General features: G+C 71.6%; 22 protein-coding genes. 8 read left to right on the top strand and 14 right to left on the bottom strand.

Going from position 1 to position 22,090, the window contains the following annotated elements:
* Window positions 1-77: 77 nt before the first annotated feature.
* From AB0367_RS09455 to AB0367_RS09420, 8 genes are read right to left on the bottom strand one after another with little or no spacing between them, the layout of a single operon-like run.
* A complete protein-coding gene (locus AB0367_RS09455) occupies window positions 78-404 on the bottom strand; it encodes a metal-sulfur cluster assembly factor (protein ID WP_350552143.1) in 327 nt (108 codons plus the stop codon).
* The gene (sufU, locus tag AB0367_RS09450; protein ID WP_366225756.1) at window positions 401-862 is read right to left on the bottom strand and encodes a Fe-S cluster assembly sulfur transfer protein SufU; all 462 of its coding nucleotides are present in this window, start codon (window positions 860-862) and stop codon (window positions 401-403) included. Before sufU ends, AB0367_RS09455 begins: the two co-directional genes overlap by 4 nt.
* On the bottom strand, window positions 862-2,109 hold the full coding sequence (locus AB0367_RS09445) for a cysteine desulfurase (RefSeq protein ID WP_366225755.1): 1,248 nt from the start codon (window positions 2,107-2,109) through the stop codon (window positions 862-864). The genes sufU and AB0367_RS09445 overlap by 1 nt, the downstream gene beginning before the upstream one ends.
* A 9-nt stretch (window positions 2,110-2,118) precedes the next feature.
* Entirely contained in the window at window positions 2,119-2,895 is a 777-nt protein-coding gene (sufC, locus tag AB0367_RS09440) for a Fe-S cluster assembly ATPase SufC (RefSeq protein ID WP_366225754.1), read from the bottom strand.
* Entirely contained in the window at window positions 2,892-3,218 is a 327-nt protein-coding gene (locus AB0367_RS09435; protein WP_366225753.1) for a bifunctional 3-phenylpropionate/cinnamic acid dioxygenase ferredoxin subunit, read from the bottom strand. The genes sufC and AB0367_RS09435 overlap by 4 nt, the downstream gene beginning before the upstream one ends.
* Window positions 3,215-4,369: a Fe-S cluster assembly protein SufD gene (gene sufD / locus AB0367_RS09430; RefSeq protein ID WP_366225752.1), complete on the bottom strand. Its 1,155-nt coding sequence runs from the start codon at window positions 4,367-4,369 to the stop codon at window positions 3,215-3,217. Before sufD ends, AB0367_RS09435 begins: the two co-directional genes overlap by 4 nt.
* A complete protein-coding gene (gene sufB / locus AB0367_RS09425; protein WP_366225751.1) occupies window positions 4,366-5,772 on the bottom strand; it encodes a Fe-S cluster assembly protein SufB in 1,407 nt (468 codons plus the stop codon). Before sufB ends, sufD begins: the two co-directional genes overlap by 4 nt.
* Window positions 5,769-6,548 carry an ArsR family transcriptional regulator gene (locus AB0367_RS09420; RefSeq protein ID WP_366225750.1) on the bottom strand — a complete coding sequence of 260 codons (780 nt, stop codon included), beginning with the start codon at window positions 6,546-6,548 and terminating at the stop codon, window positions 5,769-5,771. Before AB0367_RS09420 ends, sufB begins: the two co-directional genes overlap by 4 nt.
* A gap of 175 nt (window positions 6,549-6,723) precedes the next feature.
* On the opposite strand from AB0367_RS09420, the gene AB0367_RS09415 reads away from it, so the two are divergent.
* Entirely contained in the window at window positions 6,724-7,668 is a 945-nt protein-coding gene (locus AB0367_RS09415; RefSeq protein WP_366225749.1) for a COX15/CtaA family protein, read from the top strand.
* Here the strand turns inward: AB0367_RS09415 and AB0367_RS09410 are convergent.
* Together AB0367_RS09410 and AB0367_RS09405 are read right to left on the bottom strand one after the other, a co-directional pair.
* Window positions 7,620-8,168 carry a GNAT family protein gene (locus AB0367_RS09410; protein ID WP_366225748.1) on the bottom strand — a complete coding sequence of 183 codons (549 nt, stop codon included), beginning with the start codon at window positions 8,166-8,168 and terminating at the stop codon, window positions 7,620-7,622. The two genes, AB0367_RS09415 and AB0367_RS09410, sit on opposite strands and share 49 nt — an antisense overlap.
* Entirely contained in the window at window positions 8,119-8,865 is a 747-nt protein-coding gene (locus AB0367_RS09405) for a DUF4184 family protein (RefSeq protein WP_366225747.1), read from the bottom strand. Before AB0367_RS09405 ends, AB0367_RS09410 begins: the two co-directional genes overlap by 50 nt.
* Window positions 8,866-9,007: 142 nt before the next feature.
* Here AB0367_RS09405 and AB0367_RS09400 point away from each other — a divergent pair, with 142 nt between their 5' ends.
* Window positions 9,008-9,322: a hypothetical protein gene (locus AB0367_RS09400; protein ID WP_366225746.1), complete on the top strand. Its 315-nt coding sequence runs from the start codon at window positions 9,008-9,010 to the stop codon at window positions 9,320-9,322.
* A 353-nt stretch (window positions 9,323-9,675) separates the two neighbouring features.
* Here AB0367_RS09400 and AB0367_RS09395 read toward each other — a convergent pair whose 3' ends face one another.
* From AB0367_RS09395 to AB0367_RS09380, 4 genes are all read right to left on the bottom strand, one after another.
* Window positions 9,676-10,413, bottom strand: a complete 738-nt coding sequence (locus AB0367_RS09395; RefSeq protein ID WP_366225745.1) for a TIGR03089 family protein — start codon at window positions 10,411-10,413, stop codon at window positions 9,676-9,678.
* A gap of 78 nt (window positions 10,414-10,491) precedes the next feature.
* Window positions 10,492-11,397, bottom strand: coding sequence for a hypothetical protein (locus AB0367_RS09390; protein ID WP_366225744.1), 906 nt, complete (start codon window positions 11,395-11,397; stop codon window positions 10,492-10,494).
* Window positions 11,398-11,431: 34 nt separating this feature from the next.
* A complete protein-coding gene (locus tag AB0367_RS09385; protein WP_366225743.1) occupies window positions 11,432-11,755 on the bottom strand; it encodes a hypothetical protein in 324 nt (107 codons plus the stop codon).
* A gap of 290 nt (window positions 11,756-12,045) precedes the next feature.
* A complete protein-coding gene (locus AB0367_RS09380; protein WP_366226036.1) occupies window positions 12,046-12,960 on the bottom strand; it encodes a heme o synthase in 915 nt (304 codons plus the stop codon).
* A 573-nt stretch (window positions 12,961-13,533) separates the two neighbouring features.
* Here AB0367_RS09380 and tkt point away from each other — a divergent pair.
* From tkt to pgl, 6 genes are all read left to right on the top strand, one after another.
* Window positions 13,534-15,675 carry a transketolase gene (gene tkt / locus AB0367_RS09375; RefSeq protein ID WP_366225742.1) on the top strand — a complete coding sequence of 714 codons (2,142 nt, stop codon included), beginning with the start codon at window positions 13,534-13,536 and terminating at the stop codon, window positions 15,673-15,675.
* A gap of 17 nt (window positions 15,676-15,692) precedes the next feature.
* The gene (gene tal / locus AB0367_RS09370) at window positions 15,693-16,808 is read left to right on the top strand and encodes a transaldolase (protein WP_366225741.1); all 1,116 of its coding nucleotides are present in this window, start codon (window positions 15,693-15,695) and stop codon (window positions 16,806-16,808) included.
* 63 nt (window positions 16,809-16,871) lie between these two features.
* Window positions 16,872-18,428 carry a glucose-6-phosphate isomerase gene (locus AB0367_RS09365; RefSeq protein ID WP_366225740.1) on the top strand — a complete coding sequence of 519 codons (1,557 nt, stop codon included), beginning with the start codon at window positions 16,872-16,874 and terminating at the stop codon, window positions 18,426-18,428.
* A 6-nt stretch (window positions 18,429-18,434) separates the two neighbouring features.
* Window positions 18,435-19,952, top strand: a complete 1,518-nt coding sequence (gene zwf / locus AB0367_RS09360; protein ID WP_366225739.1) for a glucose-6-phosphate dehydrogenase — start codon at window positions 18,435-18,437, stop codon at window positions 19,950-19,952.
* A 57-nt stretch (window positions 19,953-20,009) separates the two neighbouring features.
* Window positions 20,010-21,026 carry a glucose-6-phosphate dehydrogenase assembly protein OpcA gene (locus AB0367_RS09355; protein ID WP_366225738.1) on the top strand — a complete coding sequence of 339 codons (1,017 nt, stop codon included), beginning with the start codon at window positions 20,010-20,012 and terminating at the stop codon, window positions 21,024-21,026.
* A complete protein-coding gene (pgl, locus tag AB0367_RS09350; RefSeq protein WP_366225737.1) occupies window positions 21,023-21,793 on the top strand; it encodes a 6-phosphogluconolactonase in 771 nt (256 codons plus the stop codon). Before AB0367_RS09355 ends, pgl begins: the two co-directional genes overlap by 4 nt.
* Window positions 21,794-22,090: the final 297 nt, after the last annotated feature.

Genomic DNA, 22,090 nt, shown 5'->3' with positions numbered 1-22,090 from the left:
GGTCGGGGCGGCGATGGCGGGCGGAGACGACTCATGCCGGGCATGATGCCCGGCACGAGTCGTGCTCCGCCAGCGGTTTAGACGTTGAAACCCAGGGCGCGCAGCTGGTCGCGGCCCTCGTCGGTGATCTTGTCCGGGCCCCACGGCGGCAGCCAGACCCAGTTGATGCGGATGTCGGACACCAGGCCGCCGCCCGGGCCGGTGCACAGGGCCTGGCGGGCCTGGTCCTCGATGACGTCGGTCAGCGGGCACGCCGCCGACGTCAGGGTCATGTCCAGCGTCGCGACGTTCTCCTCGTCGACGTGGATGCCATACACAAGGCCGAGGTCGACGACGTTGATCCCGAGCTCGGGGTCGACGACGTCCTTCATCGCCTCTTCGATGTCGGCGAGCGCCGTTGTCATGGGGTCTCCTCAGCAGGTGGTGCAACCGAACCGGCGCGCGCCAGTGCGTCCTTGTACGCCATCCAGGGCAGCAGGGCGCACTTCACACGGGCCGGGTACATCGCCACGCCGGCGAACGCCACGGCGTCCTCCAGCAGCGCCTCGTCCGGCTCGACCTGGCCACGCCCGCCCATGAGCTCGGCGAACGCCTCGTGCCGGCGCAGCGTCTCCTCGACCGCGGCCCCCTTGAGCAGGTCGTAGAGCACGCTCGCCGACGCCTGGCTGATCGAGCAGCCCATGCCCTCGTAGGAGATGTCGGCGACGCTGCCGGCCTTGAGCGCCACGCGCAGCGTCACCTCGTCACCGCAGGTCGGATTGACGTGGTGCGCCTCGGCGTCGAAGGGCTCGCGCAGGCCGCGGCCGTGCGGGCGCTTGTAGTGATCCAGGATGATCTCCTGGTACAGCTGGTCCAGCTTCATCAGGCGAAGACCCTCCGCACCCGCTCGACGCCCCGGACCAGGGCGTCGATCTCCTCGGTGGTCGTGTAGAGGTAGAACGACGCGCGGGTCGTGGCCGGCACGCCGAAACGCACGCAGGTCGGGCGGGCGCAGTGGTGCCCGACGCGCACCTGCACGCCCTCGTCGTCCAGGATCTGCCCGACGTCGTGCGGGTGCACGCCCTCGACGGCGAACGAGATGGTCGCGCCGCGGTCCACCGTGGACGCCGGGCCGATGATCCGCACGTCCGGGATCGAGCCGAGGGCGTCCAGCGCGTAGGCGGTGAGCGCCTTCTCGTGCGCCACGATGTTGTCCATGCCGACCGCGGTCAGGTAGTCCACGGCCGCGCCGAGCCCGACGGCCTCCGCGATCGGCGGGGTGCCGGCCTCGAAGCGGGCCGGCGGCGGCATGAAGGTCGTGCCGGTCATCGACACGGTCTCGATCATCGAGCCGCCGCCGAGGAACGGGGGCATGGCGTCGAGCAGCTCGAAGCGGCCCCACAGCGCGCCGATGCCGGTCGGGCCGAGCATCTTGTGGCCGGTGAACGCGACGAAGTCGACGCCGAGCGCGTTGACGTCGACCGGCACGTGCGGCACCGACTGCGAGCCGTCGAGCAGCACCAGCGCGCCCACCTGCCGGGCCTTCGCGACGAGGACGTCGACCGGGTTGATCGTGCCCAGGATGTTGGAGTAGTGCACGACCGACACCAGCTTGGTACGCGGCGTGATGAGCTCGTCGATGTTCGACAGGTCGAGCCGGCCCTCGTCGGTCAGGCCGAACCAGCGCAGCGTCGCGCCGGTGCGCTGCGCGAGCAGCTGCCACGGCACGATGTTGGAGTGGTGCTCCATCTCGGTCACGACGATCTCGTCGCCGGGGCCGAGGCGCAGCCGCGGGTCGTCGGAGGCGGCGGTGAAGGCGTGCGCGACGAGGTTGATCGCCTCGGTCGAGTTCTTCGTGAAGACGATCTCGGCCGCGGAGCTCGCCCCGACGAAGGCCGCGATCCTCTCGCGGGCCCCCTCGAAGGCCTCCGTGGACTCGGTACCCAGGGTGTGCACCGACCGGGCCACGTTCGCGTTGTGCCGCTCGTAGTGCTCACGGACCGCGTCGATCACCTGGCGCGGTTTCTGCGAGGTGTTCCCGGAGTCCAGGTAGACCAGCGGGTTGCCGTTGATCGTGCGGTCCAGGATCGGGAAGTCCTTGCGGATCGTCTCCACGTCGAGAGCGTTCAATGTAGGCCCCTATGCGATCGATGCCGGGCCGGCGCCGGCGAGGTAGCGCTCGTACCCGGTGTTCTCGAGCTCCTCGGCGAGCTCGGGCCCGCCCGCCTCCACGATCCGCCCGCCGACGAACACGTGGACGAAGTCCGGCTTGATGTACCGGAGGATTCGCGTGTAGTGCGTGATCAGCAACAGTCCGGTGTCGCCCTGCTCGCGGACCCGGTTGACGCCCTCGCTGACGATGCGCAGCGCGTCGATGTCCAAGCCGGAGTCGGTCTCGTCGAGCACCGCGATCTTCGGCTTGAGCAGCTCCAGCTGCATGATCTCGTGACGCTTCTTCTCGCCGCCGGAGAAGCCCTCGTTGACGTTGCGCTGGGCGAACGCCGGGTCCATCTGCAGCTTCTCCATGGCGCCGCGCAGCTCGCCGGCCCAGGTGCGCAGCTTGGGCGCCTGGCCGTCGATGGCCGTCTTCGCGGTGCGCAGGAAGTTGGCCACCGAGACGCCGGGGACCTCGACCGGGTACTGCATGGCGAGGAAGAGCCCGGCCCGGGCGCGCTCGTCGACGCTCATCGCGAGGACGTCCTGGCCGTCGAGGGTCACCGCGCCGCCGGTCACCTCGTACCGCGGGTGCCCGGCGATCGAGTAGGCGAGGGTGGACTTGCCGGAGCCGTTCGGCCCCATGATGGCGTGGGTCTCCCCCGCGCGGACGGTGAGGTCCACGCCAGCGAGGATCGGCTTGAGCTCACCGTCGGGCAGCTTCACCGAGACCTGCAGGTTGCTGATCGAAAGTTCGCTCACTTCGTGACTCCGTTACTCGGGTTCAGGTCGATGTACACGTCGCCGTCGCGGACCTCGACGGGGTAGACCGGGACCGGCTCGGTGGCCGGCAGGCCGGTGGGCTCGCCGGTGCGCAGGTCGAAGCGCGAGCCGTGCAGCCAGCACTCCAGGGTGCAGCCATCGACCTCGCCCTCCGACAGCGCGACCGCGGCGTGCGAGCACTCGTCGTAGACGGCGTAGAAGTTGTCGTCGTCGGCGTGCACCAGTGCGATCTCGGTCTCCTCGACCGTGACCTGCACAGCCTCGCCCTTCGCCACGTCGGCCGCGGCACAGACTCGGATCATGCTCCGGCTTCCTCCAGCCGCGCCTCGATCGCCGCGCCCAGGCGGTCGCGCAGCTCCTCGACCGGGATCTTGTGCAGCAGCTCGTGGAAGAAGCCGCGCACGACCAGCTTGCGGGCCTGATCGTCCGGGATGCCCCGGGACATGAGGTAGAACAGCTGCTCGTCGTCGAAGCGGCCAGTGGCGCTGGCGTGCCCGGCGCCGGCGACCTCGCCGGTCTCGATCTCCAGGTTGGGCACCGAGTCGGCGCGCGCCCCGTCGGTCAGGACCAGGTTCCGGTTGATCTCGTACGTGTCGGTGCCCGTGGCCTCGGCCCGGATCAGCACGTCGCCGACCCACACGGTGTGCGCGCCGTCGCCCTGCAGCGCGCCGCGGTAGGCGACGTAGCTGCGGCAGTCGGGCACCGAGTGGTCGACCAGCAGCCGGTGCTCCAGGTGCTGGCCGGCGTCGGCGAAATACAGCCCGTACGCGTCGATCTCACCGCCGCGGCCGGCGTAGTCGACGCTGGTGTACTGCCGCACCAGGTCGCCGCCGAGGGTGACCTGGATGTGGGTGACCTTCGCGTCGCGGCCCAGCCGGAACCGCAGGTGCTGCGCCTGCACCGCCTCGGGGTCCCAGTCGGTCACGGTGACGAGGGTGAGCTGGGCGCCGTCGCCGACGAGCACCTCGACGTTGTCGGCGAGGGTTACCGTGCCGACCTGCTCGATCACCACGGTCGCCTCGGCGAACTGCCCGATCTGTACGACCGTGTGGCCGTAGGCCAGCTCGCTCGTCGAGCCGGACAGCCGCACCTGGGCCGGTGCGTCGAGGACCGCGCCGCTGGCGACCGAGACGACCAACGCCTCCGCGGCCGCGCCGGCGGCCAGCGCGCTGATCCGGTCGAACGGGGTCAGCGCCGAGCCGACCCGCGGGTCGCCGCGCTCGACCATCGTGACCTCGACGCCGGCCGGCAGCTCGCCGGCCAGCACCTTCGGCGCGGGAGCGCCGGGGCCCGACGTCGCCGCGGCCAGCCCGCGCAGGCGCTTGAGCGGCGTGAACCGCCACTCCTCCTCACGGCCGGTGAGCGCCGGGAAGTCCTCGACGTCGAACGAACGGACCTGCTGGGCGCGGGTCTTCGGTGGGACCAGTACCTGGCCGTTGGCGGGAGCGCTCATCCGACCGCGCCCTCCATCTGCAGCTCGATGAGCCGGTTGAGCTCCAACGCGTACTCCATGGGCAGTTCCTTGGCGATCGGCTCGATGAAGCCGCGCACGATCATCGCCATCGCCTCGTCCTCGGTGAGGCCACGCGACATGAGGTAGAACAGCTGGTCGTCGCTGATCTTCGACACGGTCGCCTCGTGCCCCATCGACACGTCGTCCTCGCGGATGTCGACGTAGGGGTAGGTGTCCGAGCGGGAGATCGTGTCCACCAGCAGCGCGTCGCACTTGACCGTCGACTTCGAGTGGTGCGAGCCCTCCAGCACCTGCACAAGGCCGCGGTACGAGGTGCGGCCGCCACCGCGGGCGATCGACTTCGACACGATCGTCGAGGAGGTGTGCGGCGCGCTGTGCACCATCTTCGCGCCCGCGTCCTGGTGCTGGCCCTCGCCGGCCATCGCGACGCTCAGCACCTCGCCCTTGGCGTGCTCGCCGACCATGTAGACGGCCGGGTACTTCATCGTGACCTTGGAGCCGAGGTTGCCGTCGATCCACTCCATGGTCGCGCCCTCCTGGCAGACGGCGCGCTTGGTGACCAGGTTGTACACGTTGGTCGACCAGTTCTGGATGGTGGTGTACCGGCAGCGGGCGTTCTTCTTCACGATGATCTCGACGACCGCGGAGTGCAGCGAGTCGGACGAGTAGATCGGCGCGGTGCAGCCCTCGACGTAGTGCACGTAGGCGCCCTCGTCGACGATGATCAGGGTCCGCTCGAACTGGCCCATGTTCTCGGTGTTGATCCGGAAGTACGCCTGCAGCGGGATCTCCACGTGCACGCCCTTCGGCACGTAGATGAAGCTGCCGCCGGACCAGACCGAGGTGTTGAGCGCGGCGAACTTGTTGTCCCCGACCGGGATCACGGTGCCGAAGTACTCCTTGAAGAGCTCCTCGTGCTCCTTGAGCGCCGTGTCGGTGTCCAGGAAGACGACGCCCTGCTCCTCGAGGTCCTCGCGGATCTTGTGGTAGACGACCTCGGACTCGTACTGCGCGGCGACACCCGCGATCAGCCGCTGCTTCTCGGCCTCGGGGATGCCCAGCTTGTCATACGTGTTCTTGATGTCCTCGGGCAGCTCTTCCCAGCTCGCTGCCTGCTTCTCGGTGGAGCGGACGAAGTACTTGATGTTGTCGAAGTCGATGTGCGACAGGTCGGCACCCCACGCCGGCATGGGCTTGCGGCCGAACAGGCGCAGGCCCTTGAGCCGCAGGTCGAGCATCCACTGCGGCTCGTTCTTCTTCGCCGAGATGTCGCGCACGACGTCCTCGTTCAGGCCCCGGCGCGCCGAGGCCCCTGCCGTGTCGGAGTCGGCCCAGCCATACTCATACCGGCCGAGACCGGCAAGCTGCTCGGCAGTCGTCATCTCACGATCCTTTGCCTATCGGGACGGGCTCCGGGCTGTACCGGGGCCGGAATGTGGGTGGTGCATATGCCGTCGCCGTTGGCGATGGTGGCGAGCCGCTGGACGTGCGTGCCGACGAGCCGCGAGATCACCTCGGTCTCGGCCTCGCACAGCTGGGAGAATTCCGCGGCGACGTGGGCCACCGGGCAGTGGTGCTGACACAGCTGCCCGCCGGTCGCGATCGTCGTCGCGCCGGCAGCGTAGCCCTCTGCGGTCAGCGCCCGGGCGAGGGCCTCGGCCCGCGCGAGCGGGTCCACGCCGGCCTCGGCCATGGCCGCCCGGCAGCGCTCCTCCAGCCCCGCGACCTGCGCGGCGGCGAAGGCGGCGACCTCGGCCGGCCCGCCGTGGTCGGCGATCCAGTGCAGGGCGGCGGTGGCGAGGCCGTCATAGGTGTGCGGCAGCGTCTCCCGCGCGGCCGCGGTCAGCGTGAACACGCGCGCCGGCCGCCCCCGGCCGCGCCGGCCGCGCTCGGGACGCTCGCGACTCTCCACGAGGCCCTCGGCGAGCATGGCGTCGAGGTGGCGGCGCACGCCGGCCGGGCTCAGCCCGAGGGCGTGGCCCAGCTCGGTCGCGGTCGCGGAGCCCTCCTGCAGCAGCAGCTCGGTCACGCGGTCGCGGGTGCGGACGTCCAGCGCGGCCGACGGAGGGCACGTCTCGGCAACGTCGTGCGGCACGGGTGCCGTTCGCACCTGCGCACGCTGCGCCGCCGCACTGAGCATGGCGTCGGCGTTTTTCACAACACCAACGTTACGTAATTCACCGAGCACGGGCAAACCGCCGCCCGGGTGATCCACCGCACGGAAGGTAACCCTAACCAAACCGGCCCGCACCAGGCACTCGACCCGGGGAACGGCCGTCTCGCGCGAGCGCCCGGCCCGAGGGCGATATGTAGCCTCGCGTAGTATCGCCGCCGTGGGGCGAATCGTGAGCAGGGTGAACGAGTGGCTCGACCGGCCGGCGACGCTGCGCCGCGCCGCGCTCGCGTTGCTCGTGGCCAACATCGGCATCGTGTGCACCGGCGGGCTCGTGCGGCTCACCGGTTCGGGGCTGGGCTGCCCGACCTGGCCGCGGTGCACCGACGAGTCATACGTGACCACGGCCGAGATGGGCTACCACGGCGTCATCGAGTTCGGCAACCGGACGCTCACGTTCGTGCTCAGCGTCTTCGCGCTCGTCGCGCTCGCCGCGGCATGGCGGCAGCGGGCCCGCTCGCGCGGGGCGTTGCGCGGTGCCCTGTGGGTGCTCGCCGGCATCGCCGCGCAGGGCGTGCTCGGCGGGATCACGGTGCGCATGGCGCTCAACCCGTGGACGGTGGCGGCGCACTTCCTGCTCTCCATGGCGCTCATCGCGGTGGCGTTCCTGTTCTGGGACCGCACCCGGCCGGAGCGGCCCGCCTGGAGGGCACCGCGGGCGATGCGCTCGGCCGCGGCGGTGATCACGGCGGTGTCGGCCGCGGTGCTGGTGATGGGGACCGTGGTCACGGGCAGCGGGCCGCACTCGGGCGACACCACGGCCAGCCGCACCGGCTTCGACCCGGAGGCGATGTCGCAGTTGCACGCCGACGTCGTGTTCGTGCTCGTCGGGCTCTCGGTGGCGATGTGGTTCGGGCTGCGCGCGCTCGGCGCGCCGCTGCGGGTCACCCGTGCGGCGGCGATCCTCGTCGCGGTCGAGCTCGCGCAGGGCGTGGTGGGCTTCGTGCAGTACTTCACCGGCCTGCCCTGGCCCGTCGTGATCCTGCACATGCTGGGCTCCTGCCTGGTCTGGACCGCGACGCTCAACCTCATGGCCGCGGTGACGCGGGGCCGGGCTCAGGCCGGCTCCGAGGACCGGGACCACTCGCTGGCCAGCACGGCGTAGCGCAGGTCGTCGGTCCACTCCCCCTTCCACCAGCAGCTCTGTAGCTCCAGACCCTCGCGCCGGAACCCGCACCGCTCCAGCAGCCGGGCCGAGCGGGCGTTGCGCGCGTCGAGCGAGGCGTGCACCCGGTGCAGCCCGTCGGTGACCAGCAGGTGCGCCACGACCCGCCGAACGGCCTCCGCGCCGTACCCGCGACCCTGCGATGCCGGCGCGAGCGTGAAGCCGATCTCCGCCTGGCGGCCGGCGTCGTGGCGGTTGACCCCGACGTCGCCGACCAGCACGCCGTCGTCGCGGCGCTCGATGGCGTACTGGAACCAGCCCTCCGCCCCCGGGTCGCTGCCGGCCAGCCCCTCGACGAACGCGACGGCGGCGCTGCGCGGGAACGGGGCGTCCCAGGACTGGTATCGGGCGACGTCCGGGTCCGAGCGGTAGGCGGCCAGGGCGGGCGCGTCATCGGCGCGGAACCGGCGCAGCAGCAGCCGTTCGGTCTGCAACAACATTGGCCGACTGTACGGCGAGGGCTCCGGCCAGCGGCCCGACGGTGCCCGCCGCGATGAGCCGGACACCGAGCACGTGCACGTGCTGGGGGGAGCCGAGCCACGGCCAGGCCAGGCCGTGGTCGCCGAGGGCCCACGTGAGCAGCACGCCGGCGGCGGTGACGGCGGCCGTGACGCTCCAGAAGAGGACCGGGCGCCGTGACACCGGCGGCGGGTCGCCGTGCCACTGGCGCAGCAGGTGGCGACGGCCGCAGTACCACAGCAACAGCGGCATCAGCACGAGCGCGGCACCGTCGCTGGCCTGGCGGATCGGCCACCACGCCGCCACCGGGCCCGGGTGCGTGACGAGGTCCCACAGCAGGTGGCTGACGGCGCCGAGCACGGCGGACAGCGCGGTGACGTACCAGGCGTGGCGGACCCGGCCGAGCACGCCGTACTCGCGCAGCCTGCCGGGCAGGTGCGCGGCGACGACGGGCGCGCCGCGGCGGATGAGCCACGCGGTCGCCACCGCGCAGGGCAGGCTCCACCACAGCACCGCCGCGACGGTGTGGCTGTGGATGCGCACGCCGATGCCGTCGAGGGCGTAGGCGTAGTCGGGCGCGCACGCCCCGGTGGCGAGGGCCACCCCGTCGAACCAGCGGGGGCGCCAGAGCTTCAGCGGCAGTACGGCGAGCGGATGCGTCGGCAGCGTAGAGGGCACGGCCCGATGCTGTCAGCGCAACCGGCCCGATCGGGCCGCATCCACCGGATCATCACCAACCTCTCACACGCCAGCATTGCCAGGAGGTAAATTCATCTGCACTTTCTGGAGCGCCGGATCATTGTTGTGCAACCCTTCTGCAATGGGGCACACGGAACCGCTCATCATGCAGATCTACTGCCGCCTGGAGGTTGCGGTCACCGATCCGGAGACCGTTGCGAAGCTGGCCGGTCAGCAGCTGCGCGAAGCAGACATCGACTGGTCACGACAGGAGGAGGACCTCGAAGAGGCGGTCCACCAGCTCGAGTCCGATCTAACACAGGCATTGGCGTGCGTCATTGAACACGATCGCATGATCGAACACCTGCCGGGCGTGGAACCGCGCGGCGGACTGGCGTTCACCACATTCGGCAAGCCCGATGACCGATTCCGGCCGGGATTCACCGATTTCCTGTAGGCGCTCCGGCGCCGGCCAGTGCGGGCCGGCGCCGGGCGCGCAGTCGTGACCCGGCCGGCACCTGGCCAACCGACGGGCGGCACCGAGGCGTTCGTCCCAGTATGGTGAGGCACGTGGAGTACGGCCTGGCGCACGGCGCCGGCTGCGCGCTGCTGCTGGTCGGCCTGACGGCGACGCTGACGTCGGTGCGCCTGCGCCGCCGCCGGCACGTGCGGCTCAGCTCGGCGGCCTGAGCACCAGCGGCGCTCGCGCCGCGGAGTCCGCGTCGCGGGTCTGCCCGTGCAGCACCTCGGCGTCGCCCGCGGCTGCGCCGCCGTCTCGCGGGCCGCGTCCAGCAGGAAGGCCCGGCCGGCTCAGAGTGTGTGGCTGATGCCCTCCGCGCCGGCGCGGGCCCGCAGCGCCTCCTTGGTCGCGTTGGCGCACACCACGACCGAGGCCCCCGCGGACAGCGGCGCGAGCAGCCACTTGACCGGGTGGTCGTCCTCGGCGGCGTCGACCAGCAGCCGGTCCCCCGCCCGCAGCCCGAGCCGCTCCGCGATACCGGCGGCGATGGTGCCCCACTGCCCGTAGCTGATCCCGTCGACGCTGGCCGCATCGCTGCCGCGGGTGCGCCCGTAGGCCGGCACGTGCGGCGAGTACGCGGCGAGGTCGGCACGGAAGTCGCGGTACCCCTCGGGCGGGCTCCCGGTGCAGAACGCGAACTGATGGGTCGCCGCGGGGATGTCCTCCAGCCACGAGCCGATCCGGTCGGCGGCGACGAAGGTCGCGTCGAACGGCCCGTCGCCGCCGGCCTCGAGCACGGGCAGCCCGGCGGTCGCCCGGCCCCGGAATGACAGCGCGATCCCGGCGGACCAGGCGCCCAGCAGCGCCGCGGCGGTGAGCCAGTGCGGCGGGAGCAACACCGCGGCGCGATCGCCGGCGCCGAGGCCGCAGCCCTCGCGCAGCAGCCCGGCGGCGCGGGCGGCCCACCCGCCGAGCTCGGTCGCGGACAGTTCGGTGCGCTCGCCGGTGGCGTCGTCGCAGTAGGTGAGCAGGGGCGCCTCGATGCCGGCGGGCGCCGCCGCCCGCTGGAGCACTGGGTTCTCGGACATGCGTGCCAGCCTATGCGTCACCGCATGCGCACCCCCTTCGCTGCCAGCCACCTCGGGGCGCCTCCGGGCCGGCCCGCGCTATCCCAGGAGCCGTTCGACCGCGGCGGCGAAGCGGTCGGCCGAGCCCGGGGCCTGCGCGAAGAACAGCGAGGGCTCGGTCAGCTCCACCTCGATCACGACCGGGCCGTCCGGCGAGGGCAGCAGGTCGACGCGCGTGTACAGCAGCTCGCTCGCCGGCACCGGCAGCGCATCGAGCACGCGCGCGCCGAGCGCGAGCTCCTGCTCCGACGGGGTGCGGGGCGAGATGTTCTCGTTCTGGTACAGCCTGTCCACGCCCACGTACGGGCCGGTGAGGATCGCGCCCTTACGGATCGCGTGACTGAAGACGCCGGCGAAGTAGAGCAGCGCGGTCTCCCCCGCCGTGTCGACGGCGCCGAGGTACGGCTGGATCATCACCAGGCGGCCGGCGCCCTGCAGGCGCCGCACGTGCGCGACGGCGAGGCCGGCCTGGGTGAGCGGGTCGTACCGGCCGGTGTCGATGCTGCCGACGCTGACCGCGGGCTTGATGACGATCTCGCGCTCGCCCTCGGGCTTCCACTCGTCGCCGGGGTGAACCCAGGTGGTCGGCACGATCGGGACGCCGGCGGCGGACAGGTCGAGCAGGTAGCGCTTGTCGGTGTTCCACTCGATCACCGCGGCCGGGTTGGCCAGGCGGGGCACCGTGGCGGACCAGGCGACGAACTCCTCGCGCCGCCTGGCGTAGTCCCAGGTGTTGCGCACGACAACGAGGTCGTACGCGGCCCAGTCGGCCTCGGCGGTCCAGACGACCGGCTCGGCGGTGATCCCGCGCGCGGCGAGGGCGGGGATGAGCGCCCGGTCGTCCTCGTCGAGGTCGGGCAGGTCGGCGCAGGTAACGAGAGCGACCCGGGCGGCGGCCCGGGTCGCGGCTGATACGAAGGTCGAGCTATGACGATCTTGGTTCACCCGGCGAAGATACCCACGGAGGGCGGGCTCGGCGCTATCGGGAGAGCGTGCGACGCCCCATGGAGCGCCACAGGTCGTTACTGGGCCGCATCTGCTCCAGCAGCTCGCGCTCCCAGGCGTTCTCGATCGTGACTCCGGCCTGCGCGCAGGCGGAGCGCGCCACGTCCGTGCCCTCGGCCATCTGGTCGCCCCAGACGCCGTCCTCTCCGACGAGCACGATGCGGGCACCGCGCCGGCCGACGTACTCGATGACTGCCTTGGCGCCGCCGTGGTCGTCCGCGAAGGACTTGATGCCGGCGATCAGACTGCCGGGCACCGGGCGGCTCAGGGTCATCGTCGTATCGGAACCATCTGCCATGAGCGCCACATTAGAGGGACTTAAAGCAAGCCGCGGGTGTACTGCGCGCCGGTTGTGATCGTTGTAACCAAAAGGTTTACAGGGGCGATCGTCGATTCGCCCCACCATGTCAGCAAATATCCGGATTTTTCGCATGGCGTGTCGCGCCGGAATCCGAGACATGGCTCACGTGCCGTACGCCGTGATGAACTTGGCGAAGAATTCGGGCGTTTCTGGTTTAACTTTCGCTTAGAGCCGCATTTCGCACGCGGTTGGGGCCATCGGTACTTGTCGTAGCGCGGGGCCGGCGATCACTGGATCAGCGCGTCGATGGCTACCGCGACGAACAACAGCGTCAGGTACGTCACCGACCAGTGGAACAGCCGCATCGGCTTGAGCGGCTCCTCGCGCCGGGCCCGGCCGTGCAGCCGGTGCGCCTCGACCAGCAGCAGCGCGCCGACGACGACCGCGACGACGCCGTACACCGGGGTCATCCCCAGCGGCCAGAGCGCGATGGAGGCGGCGACGGTGAGCCAGCTGTACACCACCGTCTCGAGGCCGACCCGGCGCATGCTCGCCACCACGGGCAGCATCGGGATGCCGGCCCGCGCGTAGTCGTCCTTGAACTTGATGGCCAGCGCGTAGAAGTGCGGCGGCTGCCACAGGAACACGACCGCGAAGAGCACCCACGCCTGCCACGACAGCCCGCCGGTGACCGCGGCCCAGCCGATGAGCACCGGCGCCGCCCCGCAGGCACCACCCCAGACGGTGTTCTGCGGGGTGGTCCGCTTCAACCACATCGTGTAGACGAGGTCGTAGTACGCGATCGCGCCGACGGTGAGCAGCGTGGCGAGCAGGTTGGTGAAGGTCGCCATGAGCACCGTGGACACGACGGCGAGCGTCAGGCCGAAGATCAGCGCGCTGCGCGGCGACACGGTGTGCGTGGCCAGCGGGCGCCGCGACGTGCGCTTCATCACCTGGTCGATATCGCGGTCGATGTAGCAGTTCAGCGCGTTGGCCGCACCGGCGGCCAGGGAGCCGCCGACGAGCACGACCACGACCAGCCAGAGCGACGGCAGGCCGCGGGCGGCGAGGAACATCGCCGGGACGGTGGTGATCAGCAGCAGCTCGACGATGCGCGGCTTGGTGAGCGAGACATACGCCTTCACCACCGCGGCGACGCCGGCACGCCGGCCGGCCTCCCGCGCTTGCTGTGCCCGGGCCAGGGCTGCCGCCGACGTGGGACGGACCGGCTCGGACGCGCGCTTATCAACGACTCCATGGTCGACGAGCTGCGTCACGTCTGGGTTGCCACCTTCCGGCGTCGGCCGCGCTCGCTTCCCGGCGGCCCTGGCCTGGCGACAGGCCTTGCGACCGGCGGGACGAGGTGTGTGCGGCGGAGCGAGAGTCCCACCGCGTCGGCGGTCCCCTCCTGTTGGGACGCATCGTAGAACAGGATCGGCGCAGGTCGGACGGCGCCCCCGGCCGTGTGTGCGGTCGCGGGGTGGCGCGGATCACGGCGTACCGAATCCGGTTGATCGCTGATGGACGGCGGTCGTCGATTTCGCGCAAGGCTGAACCGGCCGAGGCTTGAAGTCCTCACCCCCGCCGCGGCTCATCGGGCCGGTCGGGCCCGATGCGACCATCGACTACGGTGGCCGCAGACAGTGCCGCCGATGTCCGAAACATGGTCGAAACATGGTCGGCGAGCGTGCGGCCACCCGATCATGGGTAGGGTCGACCTGATAACCCTTCGAGGAAAACAAGCAACCTCGCCGTTCGACAGGAGCAGCACCGCCGTGAGCGATGAAGAGGTCAAGGGTCCCGAGTTGTCCTGGTCCGACGTCGACCGACGCGCGGTCGACACGGTCCGGGTGCTGGCGATGGACGCCGTCGAGAAGGCCGGCAACGGCCACCCTGGCACCGCCATGAGCCTGGCACCGGCCGCCTACCTTCTGTTCCAGAAGGTGATGCGGCACGATCCGGCCGACCCCACCTGGCTCGGCCGCGACCGCTTCGTGCTCTCCTGCGGTCACTCGAGCCTGACGCTGTACATCCAGTTGTACCTGGCCGGCTACGGGCTGAGCCTGGACGACCTGAAGTCGCTGCGGCAGTGGGGCTCGCTCACCCCGGGCCACCCCGAGCACGGCCACACCGCCGGCGTGGAGACCACCACCGGCCCGCTTGGCCAGGGCATCGGCAACGCGGTCGGCATGGCGATGGCGGCCCGCCGCGAGCGCGGCCTGTTCGACCCGGAGCCCGCGCTCGGCGAGAGCCTCTTCGACCACCACGTCTACGTGCTGTGCTCCGACGGCGACATCGAGGAGGGCATCAGCCACGAGGTCAGCGCGCTCGCCGGACACCAGAAGCTGGGCAACCTGGTCGTCATCTACGACGACAACGAGATCTCGATCGAGGACGACACCAAGGTCGCCATGAGCGAGGACGTCGCCAAGCGTTACGAGGCGTACGGCTTCCACGTGCAGGTCGTCGACTGGCGCAAGGGCCACGACTCGGGCGATGGCGTGTACGCCGAGGACGTCCACGCGCTGTGGGACGCCATCCAGGCGGCGAAGGCCGTCACCGACAAGCCGTCGTTCATCGCGCTGCGCACGATCATCGGCTGGCCGGCGCCGAAGAAGCAGAACACCGGCAAGATCCACGGCTCGGCGCTGGGCGCCGACGAGGTAGCGGCGACCAAGCAGGTCATGGGCTTCGACCCGGCGCAGTCGTTCGAGGTCACCGAGGAGGTGCTCGCGCACACCCGCGCGGCCATCCAGCGCGGCCGGGCCCTGCACGAGCAGTGGGAGAAGTCCTTCGCGCAGTGGCGGTCCACCGCCGCCGACCGCGCCGCGCTGCTGGACCGGCTGCTGGCCGGCGCCCTGCCGGAGCACTGGGAGAAGGCGCTGCCCGAGTTCCCGGCGAGCGAGAAGGGCGTCGCGACCCGCAAGGCGTCCGGCGACACGCTGGGCGCGCTCGCCGCGGTGCTGCCTGAGCTGTGGGGCGGCTCGGCCGACCTGGCCGAGAGCAACAACACCACGATGGAGGGCGAGCCGTCGTTCCTGCCGGCCGAGTACTCCACCAAGGCCTTCCCCGGCCACGAGTACGGCCGCACCCTGCACTTCGGCATTCGCGAGCACGGCATGGGCGCGATCCTCAACGGGATCAAGCTGCACGGCCCGACCCGGCCGTACGGTGGCACGTTCCTCGTCTTCTCCGACTACATGCGCCCGGCGGCGCGCCTCGCCGCGCTGATGAAGCTGCCGGTCGTCTACGTGTGGACGCACGACTCGATCGGCCTGGGCGAGGACGGCCCGACGCACCAGCCGATCGAGCACCTCTCGGCGCTGCGGGCGATCCCGGGCCTGGCGGTGGTGCGCCCCGCCGACGCCAACGAGACCGCGCAGGCGTGGAAGGCGGCGCTGGAGCGCCAGGACCAGCCGGTGGCCCTCGCGCTCACCCGGCAGAACCTGCCGGTGCTGGACCGCACCGTCTACGCGCCGGCCGAGAACGTCGCCAAGGGCGGCTACGTCCTCAAGGACGCCTCCGACGGCCAGCCGAAGGTGATCATCGTCGCCACCGGCTCCGAGGTGCAGCTCGCCGTCAAGGCGCAGGAGCGGCTCGAGGCCGACGGCACCCCGACGCGGGTGGTGTCGATGCCGTGCCAGGAGTGGTTCGAGGAGCAGGACGCGGCGTACCGCCAGCAGGTCCTGCCGACGGGCGTCAAGGCCCGCGTCACCGTCGAGGCCGGCATCGCGATGTCCTGGCACAAGCTGCTCGGCGACAGCGGCGTAGCCGTGAGCATCGAGCACTACGGCGCGAGCGCCCCCTACACGGTGCTGCTCGAGCAGTTCGGCTTCACTGTCGACAAGGTCGTCGCGGCCGCCAACGCCTCCCTGGCCAAGGCGGACGAGATCACCGCCGGCGCCACCGGCAACTGATAACCAAGGAGACCTCGATGAGTTCCGATCGGCTGGCCGAGCTCGCCGCCGCTGGTGTGGCGATCTGGCTCGACGACCTCTCCCGGCAGCGGCTGAACACCGGCGGGCTGGACAAGCTCCGCCGTGAGCAGCACGTCGCCGGCGTGACCACCAACCCGACGATCTTCGCCAAGGCCGTCACGGCGGCCGAGGACTACGCCGACCAGGTCCGCGAACTGGCCCTGCGCCAGAGCTCCGTCGGCGAGGCGATGCGCTCGATCATGGGCTACGACGTGCGCTGGGCGTGTGACGTCCTGAAGCCGGCCGCGGACGCCAGCAAGGGCATCGACGGCCGGGTGTCGATCGAGGTCGACCCGGCGCTGGCGAACGACACCGCTCGCACCGTCGCCGAGGCGAAGGCGCTGTGGTGGCTCGTCGACCGCGACAACCTGTTCATCAAGATCCCGGCGACGAAGGAGGGCCTGCCGGCGATCACCGCGACGCTGGCGGAGGGCATCAGCGTCAACGTGACGCTGATCTTCTCGCTCGAGCGCTACGGGGCCGTGATCGACGCCTTCTTCACCGGCCTCGAACAGGCCAAGGCCAACGGGCACGACCTGTCCAAGATCGGGTCGGTGGCGTCGTTCTTCGTCTCGCGCGTCGACACGGAGTACGACAAGCGCCTCGACAAGATCGGCACGGACGAGGCCAAGGCGCTGAAGGGCAAGGCGGCCGTCGCCAACGCGAAGCTCGCCTACAAGCTCTACGAGGAGAAGTTCTCCTCCGCGCGCTGGCAGGCGCTGGCCGACGCGGGCGCGAACCCGCAGCGGCCGTTGTGGGCCTCGACCTCGACGAAGAACCCGGAGTACCGCGACGTCATCTACGTCGAGGAGCTCGTCGCCCCCGGCACGGTCAACACCATGCCGGAGCCGGTGATCCACGCGTTCGCCGACCACGGCGAGGTGCGCCTGGACGCCGTCACCGGTGGGTATGCCGAGGCCCAGCAGGTCATGGACGCGCTGGCCGCCCTCGGCATCGACTACGACGACGTCGTCGAGGTGCTCGAGCGCGAGGGGCTCGAGAAGTTCGGCGTCTCGGGCAAGGAGATGATCGAGACGGTGCAGAAGGCGATCGGCTCGGCGTCCGCGTCCTGATCGGCCCCGCTGCGCCCAGTCCGGGGTTTCACGGGTTCTTGTGAGCACACAGGGGGTGGGCGGGTGTCTGACTTGCTCGACGACGTCGTGGCGGCGGCCGGACTGACGGTGTTCGGCGCCGCCCCGGCGGCGGGCCCGGTCGGCGCCCGTAGTCCGCTCGCCGGCCCGCTGCCGGATGCCGCGCTGGCGGCCCGCATCGATGCTCTGCGCGCCGAGCTGCGCGCGCAGAGCCTGGACACCGTCGTGCTCTGCGCCACCGGCACCGCGGCGGCCGCCGCCGCGGCGATCGCCCGCACCCTCGGCCTGCGGCTGACGGTGCTCGACGCCGCCGACCCGCACCGGGCACGCTCGGCCCTGGCCGACCGCCTGGAACGGACGGTGGTGGTGCTCGCCGCCGCTTCCGGCCCGCCGGTGGACACTGACGCCTACCGCCGGGCGTATCTGCAGGCGTTCGAGGACGCCGGCCTGCACGACGTGGGCCGGCGTTTCGTCGTGGTGACCGAGCCGGGCTCGCCCCTGGAGACTCTCGCCCGCGAGACCGGCGCCGAGATCTTCCGCACCGGCGCCGCGCCGGAGTCGGCCTTGAGCGCATATGCGCTGGTAGCGGCCGGCCTGGCCGGTGCCGACACGGGCACGCTGCTGGCCGAGGCGGCCGCGCTGCTGACCCCTCCTCCCCCGGCCGTGCACGCCGCCGCGGGCTTCGCGATGGCCCCGCCGGCCCGGCAGGCCGTGACCGCTTCCGAAGCCCGCCCCACGCCCGGCTCGCAGGACGGCGGCCGCGCGCCCGGGATCGCCCTGGGCGACGCGATCGCCGCGGCCGCGCGCGAGGGGCGGGACAAGCTCGCCGTCGCGCCGGACGGGACCGGGATCGTCGGGCTCGGCGAGTGGATCGAGCGGCTGTTCGCGGCCCTCGCGCCCGGGGTGGTACCGGTGACGCTGGAGAATCCCTCGTCCTGGGGGCACGAAGGCCCCGACGTGCTCGGCGTGACGGTCGGCGGCGTGCTCGGCATGGGGCTCATGCCCGGCGGCGGCATCGCCCCCGACCTGTCCGTCAACGGCCCGCTCGGCGCCCAGTTGCTCGCCTGGGAACAGGCCGCCCGGGTGGCCGGCGCGGGTTTTCCGGCCGGCCCTGAGACCGGTCCAGAGCACGACGACGAGCGCACGCTGCGCGTCCTCGATGCCGGGCCACCGGCGCGGACGCCCGCCTTGGTCGAGGGGGCCGTCGAGGTGTACGGCGAGACGAGCGCCCCGACCCTGATCGACGCGATCGACGCCCTCGTGCGCGGTGTGCCGACGGGCGGCCACGTGGCCGTCGCCGCCTACCTCGACCGGGACGGCGACGCCGCGGCGGCCGGCGTGCGCGACGCCCTCGCCGGGCGGGTCGCGCGCGCCGTGACGTTCGGCTGGGGCTCACCCGCGCCGCGGCCCGGGCTCGGCGCCACCCTGCAGATCACCGGCGTGGTGACCGGCGACGTGCGGGTGCCCGGCCGGCCGTACACGTTCGGGGAGTTGCAGGCGGCGCGGGCCGCCGGTGGCCGCGGTGCGGCACCGCTGCTGCGGCTCCATCTGACCGACCGGGCAACCGGTATCGAACAACTGTTGGCCGCCCTCGGAGGGTGAGAACTGATGACCAATCCGCTGCGGGACCCGCAGGACCGGCGACTGCCTCGGATTCCCGAGCCGTGCGCGCTGGTCATCTTCGGCGTCACCGGTGATCTGGCCCGCAAGAAGCTCATCCCGGCCGTCTACGACCTGGCCAACCGGGGTCTGCTGCCACCGAGCTTCGCCGTGTTGGGGTTCGCCCGGCGCGACTGGGGTGACGGGGACTTCGAGGACCTGGCCCGCAAGGCGGCCCAGAACGGCGCCCGCACGACGTGGCGGGAGGAGGTGTGGTCCAGGCTGGCCAGCAACATCAAGTTCGTGCCCGGCTCGTTCGAGGACGACGCCGCCTTCGACCAACTGGCGCAGACGCTCAACGACCTGCACGACGACGCCGGCATCCGCGGCAACGCCGCGTTCTACCTGTCGATCCCGCCGTCGGCCTTCCCGGTCGTGCTCAAGCAGTTGGAACGCACCGGCATGGCGGACAACGCGAAGTCCGGCGGGTGGCGCCGGGTCGTGGTGGAGAAGCCGTTCGGATACGACCTGGTCTCCGCCCGCCAGCTCAACGACCTCGTCGACGACGCGTTCACCGCGCAGGACGTGTTCCGCATCGATCACTACCTGGGCAAGGAAACCGTCCAGAACATCATGGCGCTGCGCTTCGCCAACAACCTGTTCGAGCCGGTGTGGAACTCCAACTACGTCGACTCGGTGCAGATCACGATGGCCGAGGACGTCGGCATCGGCACGCGCGCCGGCTTCTACGACACGGTCGGCACCGCCCGTGACGTGCTGCAGAACCACCTGCTGCAGCTGCTCGCCCTGGTGGCGATGGAGGAGCCGACGGCCTTCGACGCCGACGCCATCCGCACCGAGAAGCTCAAGGTCCTCAACGCCATCAAGGTGCCGGCGGACGTTTCCACGCAGACGGTTCGCGGGCAGTACCTGACGGGCTGGGTGGCCGGGGAGCGCGTGCCGGGGTACCTGGAGGAGAAGGACGTCCCGGCGGACTCCAGGACCGAGACGTACGTCGCGGTGCAACTGGGCATCCAGAACCGTCGCTGGGCCGGGGTTCCGTTCTACATCCGGGCCGGCAAGCGCCTGCCGCGGCGGGTCACCGAGCTCGCGGTGCTGTTCAAGAAGGCGCCGCACCTGCCGTTCAACGACGCGGACGTGGAGATGCTCGGCCACAACCAGCTGGTCATCCGGGTCCAGCCCGACGAGGGCGTGATGCTGAAGTTCGGCTCGAAGGTGCCGGGCACCACGATGGAGGTCCGCGACATCGCGATGGACTTCCAATACGGCGAGGCGTTCACCGACGCGAGCCCGGAGGCGTATGAACGGCTCATCCTCGACGTGCTCATCGGCGACAAGACGCTGTTCCCGGACTCGGCCGAGGTCGAGGCGAGCTGGAACGTGATCGACCCGCTGGAGGCGGCGTGGGCGGGCTCGACGCCTGAGCCGTACCGCGCGGGCGAGTGGGGTCCCCGGGCCGCCGACGAGATGCTCGCCCGCGAGGGCCGCGCCTGGCGCCGGGCCTGACACCGCACAGGCGTGGACAGGGCCCAGAGCGTCGGCCAATAGAGGGAGAACATAGACATGATCGGTTTGTGGGACACCACCGGCATCGAGGTCGTCAAGGCGCTCGCCAACGAGCGGCGCAGCGCCGGCGGGCTGACCAGCGGCCTGGCGCTGACGCTGATCTCGGTGGTCGACGAGCGGCAGGTCCGCGAGGCCGAGGCGGCCGCCACGATCGCCGCCTCCGCGCACCCGTGCCGGCTGCTCATCATCGTGCGCGCCGACGTGACCCAGCAACGGTCGCGGCTCGACGCGGAGATCGTCGTCGGCGGGCGCCTGGGCCCGTGCGAGGCGGTCGTGATGCGCATGCAAGGCCGCCTGGCGCTGCACGCCGAGTCGGTCGTGATGCCGCTGCTCGCCCCGGACGTGCCGGTGGTGACGTGGTGGCAGTGCACGCCACCGGATCGCATCGCGTACGACCCGCTCGGCGTCGTCGCCGACCGCCGCATCACCGACAGCGCCCAGGCCGACGATCCGGTCGCCGCGCTGCGGGTGCGCTCGGACGACTACGTGCCCGGCGACACCGACCTCGCCTGGTCGCGGATCACCCCGTGGCGCACCCTGCTGGCCGGGGCGTTCGACGGCAACCGGGTCGGCGTGCGCTCGGCGACGATCGTGGCGCCGGAGCACGACCCGACGGCGCTGCTGATGGGCGGCTGGCTGGAGGCGCGCCTCGGCGTGCACCCGGCGCGCCGCACCGGCACGAGCAGGATCATGGAGGCGGTCGAGCTCGAGTTCGAGGACGGCGACGCCATGAGCCTGGTCCGCGACCTCAACGCGGGCATCGTCCGGCTGCGGCGCACCGGCCAGCCGGACCGGATCCTGCCGCTGACCCGACGGCCGCTCGGCGACGAGCTCGCCGAGGAGCTGCGCCGGCTCGACCCGGACCAGCCGTACGCCGCGGCCCTGGCGGCCGCGACCGGCAAGCGCAAGCTCGACGAGCACACCGCGCCCCGGGTGCACATCTGGAAAGACCCGGCCCTCGCGGAACGTCCCGAGCCGGCCGACACCCCGCTACAGGAGACCGTGGCATCGTGACCCAAAGCAAGGCAGTAGTACACACCGAGCCGAAGCTGCTCGCCGAGGCCGCCGCCGCGCGGCTCATCGTCCGGCTCACGGACGCGCAGGCCGAGCGCGGCGAGGCCACCCTCGTGCTCACCGGCGGACGCATCGCGGCGCAGATCTACCAGGCGATCCGGGACAGCCCGGCGCGCGACGCGGTGGACTGGTCGCGGGTGAACCTCTGGTGGGGCGACGAGCGGTTCCTGCCCGCCGGCGACCCGGAGCGCAACGAGACGCAGGCCCGTGCGGCGCTGCTCGACGCGCTGAAGCTCGATCCGGCCCGCGTGCACCCCATGCCGTCCTCGGACGGCCCCGACGGCGACGACGCCGAGGCGGCGGCCGCACGCTACGCCGCGGAGCTGGCCGAGGCGGCCCGCCCCGGGCACGCGGAGCTGCCGACCTTCGACGTGGTACTGCTCGGCGTCGGCGAGGACGGCCACGTGGCCTCGGTGTTCCCGGAGCACCCGGTGACCTTCGAGACGCGGCCGGTCTCGGCGGTGCGTGGCAGCCCGAAGCCGCCGCCGGTGCGCGTCACGCTCACCCTGCCCGCGATCAACACGGCCCAGGAGATCTGGCTGATCGCCTCCGGCTCGGGCAAGGCGAGCGCGGTGGGCCTGGCGCTCGCCTCCGCGGGCCCGCGGCAGATCCCGGCGGCGGGCGTGCACGGCCGGGATCTCACGCTGTGGCTGCTCGACTCGGCCGCCGCACACGAGCTGCCACCGAAGTTCCGCAGCCTGATCTGAGCTCTTCAGCGCTCTGGGGCCCCACAGCGCGGGGCCCCAGAGGCAAACCACTACGCACGAGCGCCCGGAACGCCCCGCGCCGCTGACGCAACCGCTGCGCGCAGCGCCCGCGAAGTGCCCGCGAAGCGGACGTGGGGGGCTCCGAGGTGGGAACCCCGCCCGCACCGCACCGCTGAAGCAACCACTGCGCGCAGCGCCCGCAAAGTGCCCGCGAAGCGGACGTGGGGGGCTCCGAGGTGGGAACCCCGCCCGCACCGCACCGCTGAAGCAACCACTGCGCGCAGCGCCCGCAAAGTG

Origin of the sequence: Dactylosporangium sp. NPDC051484 (assembly GCF_040689395.1) — a bacterium.
Taxonomy (GTDB): domain Bacteria; phylum Actinomycetota; class Actinomycetes; order Mycobacteriales; family Micromonosporaceae; genus Dactylosporangium.
Note: the sequence above shows the minus strand (reverse complement) of the source record. Positions and strands in the feature narration are given on the sequence as shown.

Bases quoted from the DNA above. Each gene is read 5' to 3' on its own strand.
- AB0367_RS09395 (WP_366225745.1), bottom strand. From the start codon at position 10,413: ATGTCCGAGAACCCAGTGCTCCAGCGGGCGGCGGCGCCCGCCGGCATC.
- sufD (WP_366225752.1), bottom strand. From the start codon at position 4,369: ATGAGCGCTCCCGCCAACGGCCAGGTACTGGTCCCACCGAAGACCCGC.
- tal (WP_366225741.1), top strand. From the start codon at position 15,693: ATGAGTTCCGATCGGCTGGCCGAGCTCGCCGCCGCTGGTGTGGCGATC.
- AB0367_RS09455 (WP_350552143.1), bottom strand. From the start codon at position 404: ATGACAACGGCGCTCGCCGACATCGAAGAGGCGATGAAGGACGTCGTC.
- AB0367_RS09385 (WP_366225743.1), bottom strand. From the start codon at position 11,755: ATGGCAGATGGTTCCGATACGACGATGACCCTGAGCCGCCCGGTGCCC.
- AB0367_RS09435 (WP_366225753.1), bottom strand. From the start codon at position 3,218: ATGATCCGAGTCTGTGCCGCGGCCGACGTGGCGAAGGGCGAGGCTGTG.
- zwf (WP_366225739.1), top strand. From the start codon at position 18,435: ATGACCAATCCGCTGCGGGACCCGCAGGACCGGCGACTGCCTCGGATT.
- AB0367_RS09410 (WP_366225748.1), bottom strand. From the start codon at position 8,168: ATGTTGTTGCAGACCGAACGGCTGCTGCTGCGCCGGTTCCGCGCCGAT.
- sufB (WP_366225751.1), bottom strand. From the start codon at position 5,772: ATGACGACTGCCGAGCAGCTTGCCGGTCTCGGCCGGTATGAGTATGGC.
- AB0367_RS09355 (WP_366225738.1), top strand. From the start codon at position 20,010: ATGATCGGTTTGTGGGACACCACCGGCATCGAGGTCGTCAAGGCGCTC.
- AB0367_RS09400 (WP_366225746.1), top strand. From the start codon at position 9,008: ATGGGGCACACGGAACCGCTCATCATGCAGATCTACTGCCGCCTGGAG.
- sufU (WP_366225756.1), bottom strand. From the start codon at position 862: ATGAAGCTGGACCAGCTGTACCAGGAGATCATCCTGGATCACTACAAG.